General features: G+C 63.2%; 11 protein-coding genes. 9 read left to right on the top strand and 2 right to left on the bottom strand.

The window, feature by feature from the left end:
* Nucleotides 1-15: 15 nt before the first annotated feature.
* Entirely contained in the window at nucleotides 16-1,824 is a 1,809-nt protein-coding gene (locus M5B96_RS07685; RefSeq protein WP_248796094.1) for a PAS domain S-box protein, read from the bottom strand.
* Between the two features lie 229 nt (nucleotides 1,825-2,053).
* Between M5B96_RS07685 and M5B96_RS07680 the strand changes: the two genes are divergently transcribed.
* Nucleotides 2,054-3,676: an acyl-CoA synthetase gene (locus M5B96_RS07680; protein WP_248796093.1), complete on the top strand. Its 1,623-nt coding sequence runs from the start codon at nucleotides 2,054-2,056 to the stop codon at nucleotides 3,674-3,676.
* Between the two features lie 107 nt (nucleotides 3,677-3,783).
* Entirely contained in the window at nucleotides 3,784-5,556 is a 1,773-nt protein-coding gene (locus M5B96_RS07675) for an acyl-CoA dehydrogenase C-terminal domain-containing protein (RefSeq protein WP_248796092.1), read from the top strand.
* Between the two features lie 120 nt (nucleotides 5,557-5,676).
* On the opposite strand, the gene M5B96_RS07670 is transcribed toward M5B96_RS07675, so the two are convergent.
* Complete coding sequence (locus M5B96_RS07670) at nucleotides 5,677-6,156, bottom strand: lysozyme (RefSeq protein ID WP_248796091.1); 480 nt, start codon at nucleotides 6,154-6,156, stop codon at nucleotides 5,677-5,679.
* A 559-nt stretch (nucleotides 6,157-6,715) separates the two neighbouring features.
* Here M5B96_RS07670 and M5B96_RS07665 point away from each other — a divergent pair.
* The 7 genes from M5B96_RS07665 to M5B96_RS07635 all read left to right on the top strand — a co-directional run bounded on the left by M5B96_RS07665 (nucleotide 6,716) and on the right by M5B96_RS07635 (nucleotide 14,636).
* Nucleotides 6,716-7,177: a type IV pilin protein gene (locus tag M5B96_RS07665; RefSeq protein WP_248796090.1), complete on the top strand. Its 462-nt coding sequence runs from the start codon at nucleotides 6,716-6,718 to the stop codon at nucleotides 7,175-7,177.
* Complete coding sequence (locus M5B96_RS07660; protein WP_248796089.1) at nucleotides 7,177-7,632, top strand: Tfp pilus assembly protein FimT/FimU; 456 nt, start codon at nucleotides 7,177-7,179, stop codon at nucleotides 7,630-7,632. Before M5B96_RS07665 ends, M5B96_RS07660 begins: the two co-directional genes overlap by 1 nt.
* Nucleotides 7,616-8,041, top strand: a complete 426-nt coding sequence (locus M5B96_RS07655; RefSeq protein WP_248796088.1) for a hypothetical protein — start codon at nucleotides 7,616-7,618, stop codon at nucleotides 8,039-8,041. The genes M5B96_RS07660 and M5B96_RS07655 overlap by 17 nt, the downstream gene beginning before the upstream one ends.
* Nucleotides 8,038-8,778 carry a PilW family protein gene (locus tag M5B96_RS07650; RefSeq protein WP_248796087.1) on the top strand — a complete coding sequence of 247 codons (741 nt, stop codon included), beginning with the start codon at nucleotides 8,038-8,040 and terminating at the stop codon, nucleotides 8,776-8,778. Before M5B96_RS07655 ends, M5B96_RS07650 begins: the two co-directional genes overlap by 4 nt.
* Nucleotides 8,779-8,789: 11 nt before the next feature.
* Nucleotides 8,790-10,973, top strand: coding sequence for a beta strand repeat-containing protein (locus M5B96_RS07645; protein WP_248796086.1), 2,184 nt, complete (start codon nucleotides 8,790-8,792; stop codon nucleotides 10,971-10,973).
* 247 nt (nucleotides 10,974-11,220) lie between these two features.
* A complete protein-coding gene (gene ggt / locus M5B96_RS07640; protein ID WP_248796085.1) occupies nucleotides 11,221-13,053 on the top strand; it encodes a gamma-glutamyltransferase in 1,833 nt (610 codons plus the stop codon).
* A gap of 122 nt (nucleotides 13,054-13,175) precedes the next feature.
* On the top strand, nucleotides 13,176-14,636 hold the full coding sequence (locus M5B96_RS07635; protein ID WP_248796084.1) for an ArnT family glycosyltransferase: 1,461 nt from the start codon (nucleotides 13,176-13,178) through the stop codon (nucleotides 14,634-14,636).
* The last annotated feature ends 269 nt before the right edge of the window (nucleotides 14,637-14,905 follow it).

Genomic DNA, 14,905 nt, shown 5'->3' with positions numbered 1-14,905 from the left:
TTTTCGGCCGACACATTATTGCGCCGGCAAACGGCAGCACATCCGCAGACCGCCGGCCATGGGTTGCGCCTGCAACTCGCCGCCGAACCCTTCGATGATGCTGCGACTCATCGACAACCCCAGGCCCAGGCCGTTGGCCTTGCTGGTGTAGAACGGGGTGAAGATCTGTTCCAGCTGCGCCGAGGAAACGCCGGGGCCCTGGTCGCTGACACTCACTTCCACGCCACCCTCCGCGCCGTGCCCGGCCGCCAGGATGATCCGCGATGCCTGCCGCGGATGCACCTCGCAATTGGCATCGATGGCGTTGCGCAACAGATTGAGCAGCACCTGTTCCAGCAACACCCGGTCGGCATAAATCGGCGGCAGATTATCCGGCAGGCGCTCCTCGATCGTCACCTGGCAGGCACTGGCCTCCCAGGCACACAAGCGCACCGTCTCGCGGGCCACTTCGCTGATATCCAGGGCCTGCATGCGCCGTCGGCCCTTGCGCAGGAACGCGCGCAACCGCTTGATCACCTCGGAGGCGTGGTTGGCGTGCACGGCGATGCGTTCCAGGCCCTGGGCCACCCGTTCGACCGCCTGCGGATTGCTATCCAGGGCCTGCAGATAACGCTGGCTGGCGCTGGCGTAATTGACCACCGCTGCCAATGGCTGATTCATCTCGTGGGCGATGCCCGAGGCCAGTTCCCCCAGGGTCACCAGCCGGGCGGTGTGCGCCAGTTCGTCCTGATGGTGACGCTGCTGGGCCTCGCGCAATTCGCGCTCGGTCTGGTCGTGGGCGACCAGGGAGTAGAAGCGTTCGCCGCTGGCCGAGCGGTGCGCCAGCAGCATCAGCGACACCGGCACCGAGGTGCCGGCGTCGAGCGGTTGCAGGCGTGCCTCGATACTCCAGCGCCCATCCCGTTCGGCACGGCTCCAACCCTCGCGCTGCAGGGCCGCCAGCACATCGGCGGCCAAAAATCCGCCCAGGCTCGGCATTGCCGACTGTTCGCCGAGCTTGAGGGTGCGCCGGGCCGCCGGGTTGAGATAAGTGACATGCCCGCTGGGCTCGATGAACAACACCGGGTCGGGGTTGGCCTCCACCACCTCGGCCAACCGGTGCTTGTTTTCCTCGGCCTGAACCCGGGCAGTGATATCCCGCGACACGCTGACCACCTCGACCACCGACCCGGTGTAGGTTTCGCGAATCGCCCGGCAGGCGGTCTCGAACCAACGGTAATGACCATCGCGATGGCGGATGCGATAGGTCATGGTGTGATAACCGTCCTGCTCCAGGGCGTCACGGGCGCGGTGCGTCAGTCCGGCCAGATCCTGCGGATGGAACAGCTCGCGGGCCAGGCGACCGCGCAACTCTTCGGGCCAGTAACCGAGCAAGGTCGAGGACGCCGGGGACGCATCGAGAAAACAGCCGTCGGGGGTATGCCGGGAAATCAGGTCGGTGGTGTTTTCCGTGATCAACCGATAGAGCCGCCTGGCCGTGGCCGATTCGCGTTCGGCGAGGATCTGCGCGGTGGCTTCGCGACAGCGCGCCAGCACGCGGTTTTCCTGCGGGTCGGGGATAAAGGTCCAGATCAGGATCCGTTGCTCGAACTGCGCCTCGACGCCTTCGATGGCCCGTTGCTGGTCCAGGCAGGCGCGCACCAGCGGCAGGTGATTGACCGGCAACAAGCTCAGCGCATCGACCAGCGACAGTTGTTCGAGCAATGCCAGCAACGCCCTGTTGAGCTCCAGCGGTCGGGCCCGGGCATCGAGCAGCAGGCTCGGCTGCGGGTCATGCTCGAGCAACGACAAACCCTGCCGCCGACTGATGGAGGTGGAATTCATCGTGATCCCTGCCTGGAGAAAGGTCGGGCCGGTAGCGACTTCACGAGCAGCGCAACAGTCATGATTTGAGCCTTGAAATTATTATAGTAGATATACTATACAACTCAGGTAGTACTTCCATATACATCCGCAAACATTATATAAAAGACCCTGGATAAGTCATCGAGCGTCGGTAAAGACCGAGCGCCTCGGACATAGAGCTAATAATCAGCCACCGGGTACCCAAACCATGTCCATCTACGAGCAAGGCCTCGCGCCAACTGCCGTCAATCATATTGCCCTGTCTCCACTCAGTTTTATCGAGCGTACTGCCAAGGTCTACCCCGACTACCCCGCCGTGATCCACGGTTCGATCCGTCGCACCTGGGCCCAGACCTACGCGCGCTGCCGGCGCCTGGCCTCGGCGCTGGCCGGGCGCGGTATCGGTCGCAACGACACGGTGGCGGTGATGCTGCCGAACATCCCGGCGATGCTCGAAGCCCACTTCGGCGTGCCGATGATCGGCGCGGTGCTCAACGCCCTCAATGTGCGCCTGGATGCCGAAGCCATTGCCTTCATGCTCGCCCATGGCGAAGCCAAGGTGCTGATCGCCGACCGCGAGTTCCATGACGTGGTGCAGGCCGCCGTCGGCATGCTCGACCACCCGCCGCTGGTGATCGATGTCGATGACCCGGAATACGGCGAAGGCCAGGCCGTCAGCGACCTGGACTATGAAGCGCTGCTGGCCGAAGGCGATCCGGCCTATGACTGGCAGTGGCCGCAGGACGAATGGCAGGCCATCGCCCTGAACTACACCTCCGGCACCACCGGCAACCCCAAGGGCGTGGTCTATCACCATCGCGGTGCCTATCTCAGTTCCCTCGGCAACCAGATGATCTGGAGCATGGGCAACCACCCGGTGTACCTCTGGACCTTGCCGATGTTCCACTGCAACGGCTGGTGCTATCCCTGGGTGGTCACCGCGATGGCCGGGGTGCATGTGTTCCTGCGCCGGGTCGACCCGCAGAAGATCCTCAACCTGATCCGGGAACACCAGATCACCCACCTGAGCGGCGCGCCGATCGTGCTCAATGCGCTGGTCAACATGCCCGAGTCAGCCAAGGCGGCGATCGATCATCCGGTCAACGCCCTGGTCGCCGGCGCCGCCCCACCGGCCAAGGTGATTGGCGCCGTGGAAGCCATGGGCATCAAGGTCACTCACGTCTACGGCCTGACCGAAGTCTATGGCCCGGTGACCATCTGTGCCTGGCATGAGGCCTGGGATGAACTGCCGCTGGAAGAGCGGGCGCAGGTCAAGGCGCGCCAGGGCGTGCGCTACCAGACCCTGGAGGGGTTGATGGTGGCCGATCCGAAAACCCTCGAGCCGGTCCCCGCCGACGGCCAGACCATCGGCGAGATCTTCATGCGCGGCAACACGGTGATGAAGGGCTACCTGAAGAACCCCAGCGCCACGGCCGAAGCCTTCGAAGGCGGCTGGTTCCATACCGGCGACCTGGCAGTGACCCACCCGGATGGTTACGTGGAGATCCGCGACCGGCTCAAGGACATCATCATTTCCGGCGGCGAGAACATCTCCACCATCGAACTCGAAGGTGTGCTCTATCGCCACCCGGCGGTGCTGGAAGCCGCAGTGGTGGCCCGGCCGGATGAAAAATGGGGCGAAACACCCTGCGCCTTCATCACCCTCAAGGCCCACCACCAGGATGTGCGTGAAGCCGAGATCATCGCCTTCTGTCGCGAGCACCTGGCCGGTTTCAAAATACCGCGCACAGTGGTCTTCACCCAGTTGCCCAAGACTTCGACCGGCAAGATCCAGAAGTTCGTCCTGCGCGATATGGCGAAAAACCTCTAGCCTTTGCCTATCCACCCCAGGCGTTGTCGACGCCTGGGGTAACGCGCATTGCCAATGGCGCGGCCGCGGCCGTGCCCCCATCCCCTATTTGCAGGATGTTTCCCGCCATGCCCGAGTTCAACGCTCCCCTGCGCGATATGCGCTTCGTGCTACATGAGGTCTTCAACGCCGGCCAACTCTGGGCGCGTCTGCCGGCCCTGGCCGAGACTGTCGACGCCGACACCGCCGATGCGATTCTGGAAGAAGCGGCCAAGGTCACTGGCAACCTGATCGCCCCGCTCAACCGCAGCGGCGACGAAGAAGGCGCCCAGTGGCACGACGCGCGGGTCAGCACCCCGAAAGGCTTCAAGGAAGCTTATGCCACCTATATAGAAGGCGGCTGGGTCGGCCTCAGCGGCAATCCGCAGTTCGGTGGCATGGGCATGCCGAAGATGCTCGCCGTGCAATTCGAAGAAATGCTCTACGGCGCCAACTCCAGTTTCGCCCTGTATTCGGCGCTGACTTCCGGCGCCTGCCTGGCCATCGACGCACATGCCAGCGAGACGCTGAAAGAGCGCTTTCTGCCGCCGATGTACGAGGGCCGCTGGGCCGGTTCCATGTGCCTGACCGAAGCCCATGCCGGCACCGACCTCGGCCTGATCCGCACCCGCGCCGAACCCCAGGCCGACGGCAGCTACCGCATCAGCGGCAGCAAGATCTTTATCACCGGCGGCGAACAGGACCTGACCGAGAACATCATCCATCTGGTGCTGGCCAAGCTGCCGGACGCACCGGCCGGCCCCAAAGGCATCTCGCTGTTCCTGGTGCCGAAGATCCTTGTCGATGCCGACGGCAGCCTGGGTGCGACCAACGCCGTCAGCTGTGGTTCGATCGAACACAAGATGGGCATCAAGGCCTCCGCCACCTGCGTGATGAACTTCGACGGCGCCAGCGGCTGGCTGATCGGCGAAGCCAACAAGGGCCTGGCGGCGATGTTCACCATGATGAACTACGAGCGCCTGTCCATCGGCATCCAGGGTATCGGTTGCGCCGAGGCGTCCTACCAGAATGCCCGGACCTATGCCCGCGAACGCATTCAGAGCCGCGCCCCGAGCGGGGCGGTGGCCAAGGACAAGGCCGCCGACCCGATCATCGTCCACCCCGACGTGCGGCGCATGTTGCTCAGCATGAAGGCCATGACCGAAGGCGGCCGCGCGTTCGCCAGCTATGTCGGCCAGCAACTGGACCTGGCCAAGTTCTCCGAGCGACCTGATGAACGGCGCGATGCCGAAGCCCTGGTCGCCCTGCTGACCCCGGTGGCCAAGGCGTTTTTCACCGACACCGGCCTGGACAGCTGCATCCACGGCCAACAAATCTTCGGCGGCCACGGCTATATCCGCGAGTGGGGCCAGGAACAGCTGGTGCGGGACGTGCGCATCGCGCAGATCTACGAAGGCACCAACGGCATCCAGGCCCTCGACCTGCTGGGCCGCAAGGTGGTGGGAAACGCGGGGGTCGCCCTGCGCCTGTTCACCGCCGAGATTCGCCACTACGCCACGCAGCCCGACGTAGCCTACGCCGACGAGCTGCTGGACGCGGTGCAACGCCTGGAAAGCCTCAGCGACTGGCTGCGGGAACAGGCCGCGCACAACCCCAATGCCATCGGCAGTGCCTGCGTCGAATACCTGCACCTGTTGGGTTATGTCGCCTACGCCTACCTCTGGGCACGCATGGCCCGGGTCGCGCAGGACAAGCACAGTGAAGATCCAGGGTTCTACGGGGCGAAACTGGCAACCGCGGCGTTCTATTTCAGCCGCTTGCTGCCCCGCATCCTGAGCCTGGAACAGAGCATTCGCGCGGGCAGCGCGTCGCTGTTCGGGCTGGAGGCCGAGCAGTTCTAAGCCGGTGCTTTGCTTCAGGGGCTTGAAGTCTTGCGATGCGCGCTAGAGTGCTGGCAGTTCCTGAACCCGGGCGGCGGCATCGGCTTTCGACCGGGCAGGAACCTAACCGTCAGAACCGGTTTATGCCGCCGCCACTCCCGCAGCAATGGCATCCGCCCCGCTGCTGCCGCTGAACAGCGCGGCTTCGGCGGCGCGGCGGCGCGTCAGGCCAGCCATCACCTTGCCGGCGGCCTTGTTCCAACGTGCGAACTGCTCAACCGCCCCCGCCATGTCACCGGCATTGATCAGGCTTAGTAGCGTCGACGTCTGGAAGTTACCGGCGCCCAGGTTGTAGACAAAGTCCACCAGGGCATCGAACTGGCCCGCTGTCAGCGACGCGGTTACCGCGTTGGAGACGGCCTGCTCACGCGATACCAGATCGTTGCTCAACTGCGAATCAGCCTGCGCCTGGCTCCACACCAGTCCCGGCTTCACTTCAGGACCGGTATGTCCCCAACCAATCGTCCACGGCACACCGCCGCTGGCCGGATCCGGATACGCCGTCAGCCGGCAACTCTCGAAATATTTCAGCACTGCGATACCGTTGGGCGATGTCTTCATGATCTCTCCATGTGCAAAAGAACCCGCGGTGCGGGCGTTGTGGTTTTACCGATACTTGAATCTATAAGCCTCACGCATCCGCGGCTTTTGCATGAGGCCGCCGAAAAGCGCCGCGGATCACGGAAAACTTGATAGTTTCAAATAGATAAAATGGTTTTGCGAAGAGAGTGATGGGTCGCGTGCAGCGTTGAGTGGCAGGGCACATCAACTGTAATAGAAACACCACAAACGCGAGTAAATAGTCCATTTCTACACTCACTGCTTTGCATGTGGATATGTAGCCGCTGGATCAAGAGTAGCAGGCCATTAGCCATTTATTTATAATTTGCACTGTCCCTCCGTTACGGGCGGCTCAGGCAAGGTGTCCGTGCTCGGCAAGCCAAGCGGCCAGGACGCAACGCTGACAGAGCCGCTACCTTTTCCCGACATCACCCGCTTCTACCCGGTGAGCCCCATCCACTGCGCCTGGAGGGGCCTCCCGAAGTGACTCCCGAACCGTCACGCAACAATGTCATAATGGGATTATGACTATATGGTCACATATGGAATCGTTAATACAATGCCGAAAAAAAACACCAGAACACAATCGGGATTCACGCTGATCGAGGCGATGATCACCGTCGCCATCGTCGCGATCCTCGCTGCTATCGCACTTCCGGCCTACAGTAGCTATATCACCAAGAGCAATATCAAGGCCGCCCAGGCCGACCTGGTCGCGCTGAGCCTCAATCTGGAAAACTACTACCAGAAACAGTTGGCCTACCCGGTCTCGACGGCCAGCGGCATAACCTCGATCCAGTGCGCGCTGATCGGCAACCCTACGCCCTGCACCGCCCCGTCGTCAGGCTGGCAACCCAGCCAGTCCAGCCTGTTCAGCTACTCCATCAGCTCCACTGCCACGACTTATACCGTGACCGCAACAGGTAGCAGCGGCAACGTCAATGGCTGCGTCATCACTCTGGATCAAGGCAATAATCGCAACATCGCTTCTTGCAGCCCGTATAACGGCGGCTGGCTGTAATGAACAGTCGTGGCTTCACCCTGATCGAGTTGATGATTACCGTCACCCTGTTCGGCCTCTTGCTGTTCGTTGGGGTGCCCTTGACCCAGTCATGGACCAACAGTGGTTATCAGCGCGATGCCGCCGGCCTCTTGAAACAGGGGATCAGCCGTGCCAAGGCGATCGCCCTGCGCAACCAGGGTAAAATGCAGGACACCGCGCCCGCGGCCGTACTGTGCCGCTCCGGCCAGAGCCTCAAGCTGTACAGCCTTTCCGGCGCCATCGACTGCACTGCGACCACGCAGATCTGGAGCTCCTCGCTTCCGAACGCCGCCGTAATCCAGACCGGCGGTGTCGACCTGGCCTGCATCGCTTTCAACAACCGAGGTTTTGCAGTCAGCTCCGGCTCGTGCACCACCAGCACCATTCAAGTCACGGCCGGCAGCGAGAGTTCAGTCGATGTCCCGATTATATAAGCTGGCGTCGAAGGGACAACGGGGCGACGTGCTGCTCGAATCACTGATCGGTATCCTGCTGATGGCGATTGTCGGCCTGGGCATCACCTATGCCGCCTCGCGGGCGGCGGTAAGCCAGCGTGACATGAAACTGGAAAATATCGTGGTCGCCCAGATGCGCAGCCTGCTGGAGCAGTATGGCGCGCAGTTGTGTACGAACAATGCCGCCAACACCGCCCTGCTCGTCGTCTCCATCCCCACCCAGACTACCCCCCTGACGATTACGGCAACTTGCACCAGCGCCCCCACCGTCACCGTCGGCAGCAGCACGCTCAGCGGCGGAACACCGCAGAGTTCGGTAGTACTGACCACCGGCTCCGCCGACAGCGGCACTTTGGGTGGCATCATTCGCGTGGGTGACGACTCATGAGCCGCGATCAGCGTGGCTTCACGCTGATCAGCCTGATGGTCGGCACGGTCATTTCCCTGCTCAGCATCCTGGCCATGCTCTCGTTGTATAAAAACCTGGTTTACATCTCGGCGACATCCATCCAGAGCGCCCGGCAAGATGGCCAGGTGGCCTCGGCCCTGCTGACGGCCCAACGAGAACTGACGAACGGCGGTTTCTGGAGCGGCAGTGCCACAGCCCGTGCCAGCTCCGATATCGACAATTATTTCGTGCTGCTGTCTGGCGCCACCCTGACCAACGGCACCCTGGCCGGCACGGCCACCGCCCAGGCCAACTTCCCGACCCTGACCAGCGCCGCACCGAACGGCATCACGGGCAACGCCATTGTCTGGTCCTATCAGACCAATGCCACGGCGACGACGGCCAGTTGCGCGGGGCTGGCGGTCATCAACGGCGCCCTGGTCAGCCTCAAGGGCGCGGCCGGCTGTACCCAGGCCTCGACACAATGGAACACCACCACCTGGACCAGCACCACGCTGATCGAAGCCGGCCAGAGTGCCACGCTGTTTTCGGTGGGCTTCGCCGCCTGCTGGCCCTACGGCCGCACCACCGACAGCAGCAATACCGCCTATCGCCTACAAGTCAGCCTGAGTGCCAATAACAGCACGCTGGACCCCAACAGCAGCAGTCCCCAGCCCGCCTATGTCAAAAGCAAGGCGACGGCCTGCCTGATCAATTTCGAAAAACCCACTTCCTGAGCGAGCACTCGATGCCAGCCCCATCGTTTCCCACATCGACACGCGCCGCTCAGCGCGGCATGGCCGCAACGCTGATGATCCTGTTTGTCGGCATGGCCCTGACCGTGAGCACGCTGGGAATGATGTACGGCATACGTGCGACCCAACAGCAGCAACTGGCGGCCCACGCCAGCTCGCCGGCGGAATCGAGGGTCTGGAGCGGCGTGGAATGGGTGCGCCTGTACTTGCAGGCGCAGTTGCTGCAAGACAGCACCCTGGCCAATGTCAAGGTGGGCAGCCTGTCCATCAGTGACACCAAGCTCAGCGCGCAGATCATCTCCAAGGTCGCCAGCGGCAGCAGCACACTGGTCACCGCCACCATCACCGCCACCGGCAACCTGGCGACCAACACCCTGCAGGTGGTCTACCTGCTGACACCGGCCAGTGCCGCGAACACGGTCACCAGCGGCAACCTGCCGCCGGCACTGCAGTTCAACGGCGACTTCAACTACAGCGGCGGTAGCCTGTCGATCACTAACGGCACGGCCCTGGCGAACATCGCAGTGATGGGCACGCTGAGCATTTCCAGTGGTTCGAAAGCCTATGTCTCCGGCTGCGCCAAGGGCGGTATCAACCTCAGTGGCGGCGGTATCGCGGACAATGCGACCCTCAACACCGAAGGTACCTTTACCTTTAGTTCCAGCAGCCAGCCGGTCAACCTGACCGTGGGGGCCAATACCATCAACATCTCCCAGTCCGGCGGCAGCTATGTGACGATCACGGCAGGGGCGTTCAAGGCCAATGTGCTGTCGGGCGGATCGACGATCGGCACCGCCCTGGTCGGCGGCACAAAAAACACCGACAACTCGATCACCGCCGCCAGCACCGGCACCGCACTGATCACCCTCACCGATGGCACGGTCTATACCCTGGACCTGAGCAAGGCCAGCCAATCCGCTGGGGTCATCAGTACCACGGCCGGCGCGGTGCTGATCTCCGGGACCGGCACCCTGCCCGCCAGCATCTCGCTGACCTACAACTCGGTATACGGCGGCGGCGTCAACTTTCTGACCGGCACCGTCGGGACCTTGTGGGGCAACACCCTGGCAATCACCGGCTTCAGCGGCACCTACACCACACTCAAAGCCAACAGCAACGTATCGATCCTCACCGCGACGGTAGGTCAGTTCCAGGGCGGCGGAAATTTGAGCGTGAAGCAATACAATACCCCGTCATTCAGCGCGGCCAGCCAGATCGCCGGCACGCTGCTCAACCAGGACGGCACGACCTACACCGGCACGGCACTGGCGAACCTGACGCAGAATGTCGCCGGCGCCTCGCCCGGCCTGCCCGGCGTGCCGTACTGCAACATCACCGTCTCCACGGTGGACGTCACGGCCCTGAAAAGCCAGGCCAACTATGTGTTCGCTTTTTCCGGGAGCACACCGACGCTGACGATTCAGAACGTCAAAACCTCCGCGGGTACGGCAGTGCCAGCGGGGCCCTATGACCTCACGAAAACCGATATGCGCACCCTGCTGGGCGCCAACTTCATGATCTGCAACTATGGCAACAGCAGTTGCGGCAGCAGTGCGACCCCCAGCAGCGGCTGGATCTTTACGGGTATCAAGGCCATGCCGCCAGGTGTGCTCTGGTTCGATGGCAATATCACCCTCGATGGCGTGCAGAGCCTGACCCGGCTGACCAATACCGTGCTCAGCAACAGCAACAGCAGCAATAACAACAAGGGCGACGTTACCCTGACCAGCAGCGGCATGGTGCCGTTGTACTCGCCGAACTTCTCCGGCTACACGAACCTGTGCGGCGGGTCGTTCTACCCGACCAACCTGTGCGACAAGACAGCAGGGGCCCTGGCCAGCTGGACCGACGCCTCCAACGTCAGCCACAGCGGCCTGCCCATCGGCAACATCGCCATTGAAGCCAACGGCGGGCTGAACAGCAGCGGCTGGACCCTATACGGCAACGTCATCCTCGGCGGCCTCGTCAGTACCACGGGGGCCACCACCAGTATCAAGGGCGCGCTTTCCAGCGGTGGCAACGGCACCAGCACGACTACCATTTCCCAGGGCGGCATCGCCGTCGACGTCTCGAGCGTGACCACCGACCAGAGCATCACCACCACCCCACCCAGCACCGGTGGCGGCGGCGGGGCGGTCCAGGCCTCGACGAGAGTGCGCTGGATCCGGGCGTATTGAGTGTTCCTTTATGACGCTGTATTCAGTGCATAGAACTCATGCAACTTGGCCTGCAACAGCTGCTTATCCGGCAAGCGGGTCTTATAATTGTCGCGCCAATGGCGCGACTCTTTCCTCTGCACGATATTTCCATTCGTGAACCAGCGCCTCATCTGCTTTCCTGCTCCAGGCCCGACAGCTCAACGATTGTTCCCGCCGCCGCGCCCGGACTATAGTGCCGTGCCAGTCCAAGGCAGGAGCCTACACAGTGCACTCACGTTTTCCATCGCGTCGTTTCTCCCTTTGCGCCCTGGCCATCAGCCTGGCGCTCAGCGTCTGCAACGTCCCGTTTGCCTCAGCCGACACCCGCCTGCCCGACGCCCCGGAAATCGGCACTGGCTTTCGCACTGGCATGCTCACCCAACACGCGGCCCGGCACATGGCCGCGGCGGCCAATCCGCTGGCGGCCGCGGCCGGGCGCGAGATCCTGCGCCAAGGCGGCTCCGCCGTGGATGCGGCGATTGCCATGCAAGCCGTACTGACCCTGGTGGAACCGCAAGCCACCGGCATCGGCGGCGGCGCCTTCATCATGGTCTGGGACGGCAAACAGGTGCATGCCTACGACGGTCGTGAAACCGCACCGGCAGGCGCCACCGAGAAGCTCTTCCTCAAACCTGACGGCACGCCGATGGCCTTCACCCAGGCACAGATCGGCGGCCGCTCGGTCGGTACGCCCGGGGTGATGCGCGCCCTCGAACTGGCCCATCGCACCCAGGGCCGCCTGCCCTGGGCGAAGCTCTTCGAACCGGCCATCCGCCTGGCCGAACAAGGCTTCGCGATTTCACCGCGCCTGCACAAGCAGATCGTCGCCAGCCCATTCCTGCCCCGCTCGCCCGCCATGGCCGCCTACTTCCTCAACGCCGACGGCAGCCCGAAAGCCGTCGGTACAACGCTGAAAAATCCGCAGCTGGCCGCCGTGCTCAAGCGCATCGCCAACGAAGGCAGCGACGCACTCTACAAAGGTCGCATCGCCGAGGAGATCGTCGCGGCGGTCAATGGCAGCGCCAACCCCGGAACGCTCTCGCTCGCCGACCTGCAAGGCTATCAGGCCAAGGAACGCACGCCACTGTGCTCCGACTACAAGCAATGGCAGCTCTGCGGCATGCCGCCACCGTCCTCCGGCGGCATCGCCATCGCGCAGATCTTCGGCACCTTGCAGGCCCTCGAAGCGCAGGACAAACGCCAGGCACTGCCAGCGCTCGGGCCGATAAAAAGCGCGAGCCCCGCCGGTCTCGAACCGCTCCCGCAAGCCGTGCACCTGATCGCCGAAGCCGATCGCCTGGCCTATGCCGACCGCGGCCTGTATGTCGCCGACAGCGATTTCATCCCGGTCCCGGTCGCCGGGCTGATCGACCCCGGCTACCTCGCCAGCCGCGCCCGCCTGATCGGCGAACGCAGCCTGGGCCAGGCCGAGCCCGGCGTCCCGGCCGGGATCCAGGTGGCCCTGGCCCCGGACCGCTCGCCAATGCGCATTTCCACTTCGCAGATCGTCGCCGTGGACGACCAGGGCGGCGCCGTATCGATGACCACGACGGTGGAAAGCTCGTTCGGCTCACACCTGATGGTCGAGGGTTTTATCCTCAACAACCAGTTGACCGACTTCTCCTTCATCCCCAGCGAAAACGGCAAGCCGGTGGCCAACCGTGTCGAGCCAGGCAAGCGCCCACGCTCGTCCATGGCCCCGACCCTGGTGTTCGACCGGGCGAACGGCGAGTTCCTCGGCACCGTCGGCTCGCCCGGCGGCTCGCAGATCATCGAATACGTCTCCAAGACCCTGGTCGGCCTGCTGGACTGGAAACTCGATCCGCAGGCAGCCATCAACCTGCCCAACTTCGGCAGCCGCAACGGCCCCACCGAACTGGAGCAAGGCCTGTTCTCGCCGCAACTGGTCAAGGCGCTGCAGGACAAGGGCCACCTCGTCAGCGAGTTGGACATGACCAGCGGCACCCAGGCGATCATGCGGGTGCGCGACGCCAAGGGGCAGTCGTCATGGACCGGCGGTGCCGATCCCCGGCGTGAAGGCGAGGCCCTGGGGGACTGAAATGTCTTGGCACACTCTGACACCGTGGCTCTTCACAATATGTTGAGAAATCGCCCCGTATACTTTTTCAATCAAAGGATTGCCTTGCGACCCGCTCCCTCTCTTTCGGTATCACTATGCGAATGACACGCCCCTTCCTCCTCCTGCTCCTGCTGGGCGGCCTATTGTTCTTCTTCGGGCTGGGCAACCACGAGTTGCAAGGCTCCACCGAATCCCGGGTAGCCGGGATCGCGATGGAAATGCACCTGACCCAGGATTGGGTCACCCCGCATCTGCTGGGCGAACCTTTCCTGGAAAAACCACCGTTGAGCCTCTGGCTCGATGCCGGCGCCATCCAACTGTTTGGCGGCACGCCCCTGGCCGTGCGCCTGGCCTCGGCCTTCGCCGGCCTGTTCACGGTGCTCGCACTGTTTGCCTTCCTACGCAAGATTGGTCGTCCAGCCGTGCTGGCCTGGACCGCCGCCGCGATGCTCGCCACCATGGCCAGCTACCTGGGCAACGCGCGCCAGGTTGGCGAAGACGCACTGCTCAGCCTCGGGGTGACCCTGGCCCTGCTGGCGTTCTTTCGCGCCACCGAGCAACGGGCACAAAACAACCCGACCCTGGGCGCCTGGTGTGTCTTCGCCCTCGGCATCGTGATCTCGACGTTGAGCAAGGGGGTGCTCGGCCTGGCCCTGCCCGGCGTCGTGATTTTCGTCTACCTGGTGTGCCGAAGCCTGCTCGACAAACGCTTCAGCCTTGGCGACTGGCTGCGTCCGGCGCTATTCACCGCGCTCGGCTTGATCCCCCTGCTGATCTGGCTGGTGCTGCTCTACCAGCGCGGCGGCATGCACGCCGTCGCTGAAGTGCTGTGGGCCAACAGCGTCGGCCGCTTCAGCGGCTCCTTCACCTCCGCCGGGCACTACGAACCGTTCTACTACTACCTGGCCAAGCTGCCGGAAGCCTTCCTGCCCTGGAACCTGCTGGTGTACCTGGGCCTGTGGAATCTGCGCAAGCGCCTGGTGGACAACCGCCACCTGCTGTTCGCCAGCGTCTGGATCCTCGCCCAGTTCACCCTGCTGACCCTGGCCTCCAGCAAGCGCATGGTCTACCTGATGTCCATGGCCCCGGCCGCCGCCATCATCGCCGCCGAATACGCGGTGGTGATCCTCGAGTGGCTGCGGCGACGCTCCGCCACCTCCCCTTTCAGCGCCAGGCTGGTGAAACATCACCGCCCACTGGCGATGGGGCTGATGGCCCTGGTGGTCTGCGCCTACCTGGTGGTGGCGGCGCTGGAATCGCGCTCCGACATCAAGAACTCCTTCAAACCGCTGACCGACCAGGTCATCGAACTACAGGCCCACGGTAAACAGGTCGCCCTGTTCCAACCGGAAGAGCGACTGGCCTCCACCGTGTTCTATACCCAACGCCAGCAGCAAGTGCTGATGACCGAAGCCGATCTGAACGCCTTCCTGGCCGCCTCGCCGGACAACGTGGTCATCGTCGACCAGAGCCTGAAGATCTCGACGCCGCCGGCGCCGACCAAGGTCCTGAGCAGCGTCACCATCGGCGGCAAGCGCCTGTATAACTTCTACGGGCAGTAACGTGCCCCGTACGCTTCATCCGTAAAGAGCCGGCGCCTTCGAAGCGCCGGTTTTTTTTGCCGGAAAAATCGGTTTCGCAAACAAACAGCCCTATCCTCGTCTGCCAGTTAGCAGAAACATGCTGTATGACAAAATCCTTTCAGCTATCTGTGTTACCGCCGATACAAGCTCTACCAACAAATTCAGCTGGCTCCAAAAACAACACCTTCCAGCCACCCGATAGCACGCAACACAACGTTCCTGGAGGAATTCGATGAATAGCTGGTTTG

The sequence above is a fragment of the Pseudomonas sp. MWU13-2105 genome (genome assembly GCF_023242315.1).
GTDB lineage: Bacteria > Pseudomonadota > Gammaproteobacteria > Pseudomonadales > Pseudomonadaceae > Aquipseudomonas.
The sequence above is the reverse complement of the archived record's forward strand: the minus strand, read 5'-3'. Positions and strand labels throughout refer to the sequence as shown.

Coding starts and splice junctions, on each gene's coding strand:
- M5B96_RS07675 (WP_248796092.1), top strand. CDS start 3,784: ATGCCCGAGTTCAACGCTCCCCTGCGCGATATGCGCTTCGTGCTACAT.
- M5B96_RS07660 (WP_248796089.1), top strand. CDS start 7,177: ATGAACAGTCGTGGCTTCACCCTGATCGAGTTGATGATTACCGTCACC.
- M5B96_RS07635 (WP_248796084.1), top strand. CDS start 13,176: ATGACACGCCCCTTCCTCCTCCTGCTCCTGCTGGGCGGCCTATTGTTC.
- M5B96_RS07685 (WP_248796094.1), bottom strand. CDS start 1,824: ATGAATTCCACCTCCATCAGTCGGCGGCAGGGTTTGTCGTTGCTCGAG.
- M5B96_RS07645 (WP_248796086.1), top strand. CDS start 8,790: ATGCCAGCCCCATCGTTTCCCACATCGACACGCGCCGCTCAGCGCGGC.
- M5B96_RS07665 (WP_248796090.1), top strand. CDS start 6,716: ATGCCGAAAAAAAACACCAGAACACAATCGGGATTCACGCTGATCGAG.
- M5B96_RS07680 (WP_248796093.1), top strand. CDS start 2,054: ATGTCCATCTACGAGCAAGGCCTCGCGCCAACTGCCGTCAATCATATT.
- M5B96_RS07670 (WP_248796091.1), bottom strand. CDS start 6,156: ATGAAGACATCGCCCAACGGTATCGCAGTGCTGAAATATTTCGAGAGT.
- M5B96_RS07655 (WP_248796088.1), top strand. CDS start 7,616: ATGTCCCGATTATATAAGCTGGCGTCGAAGGGACAACGGGGCGACGTG.
- M5B96_RS07650 (WP_248796087.1), top strand. CDS start 8,038: ATGAGCCGCGATCAGCGTGGCTTCACGCTGATCAGCCTGATGGTCGGC.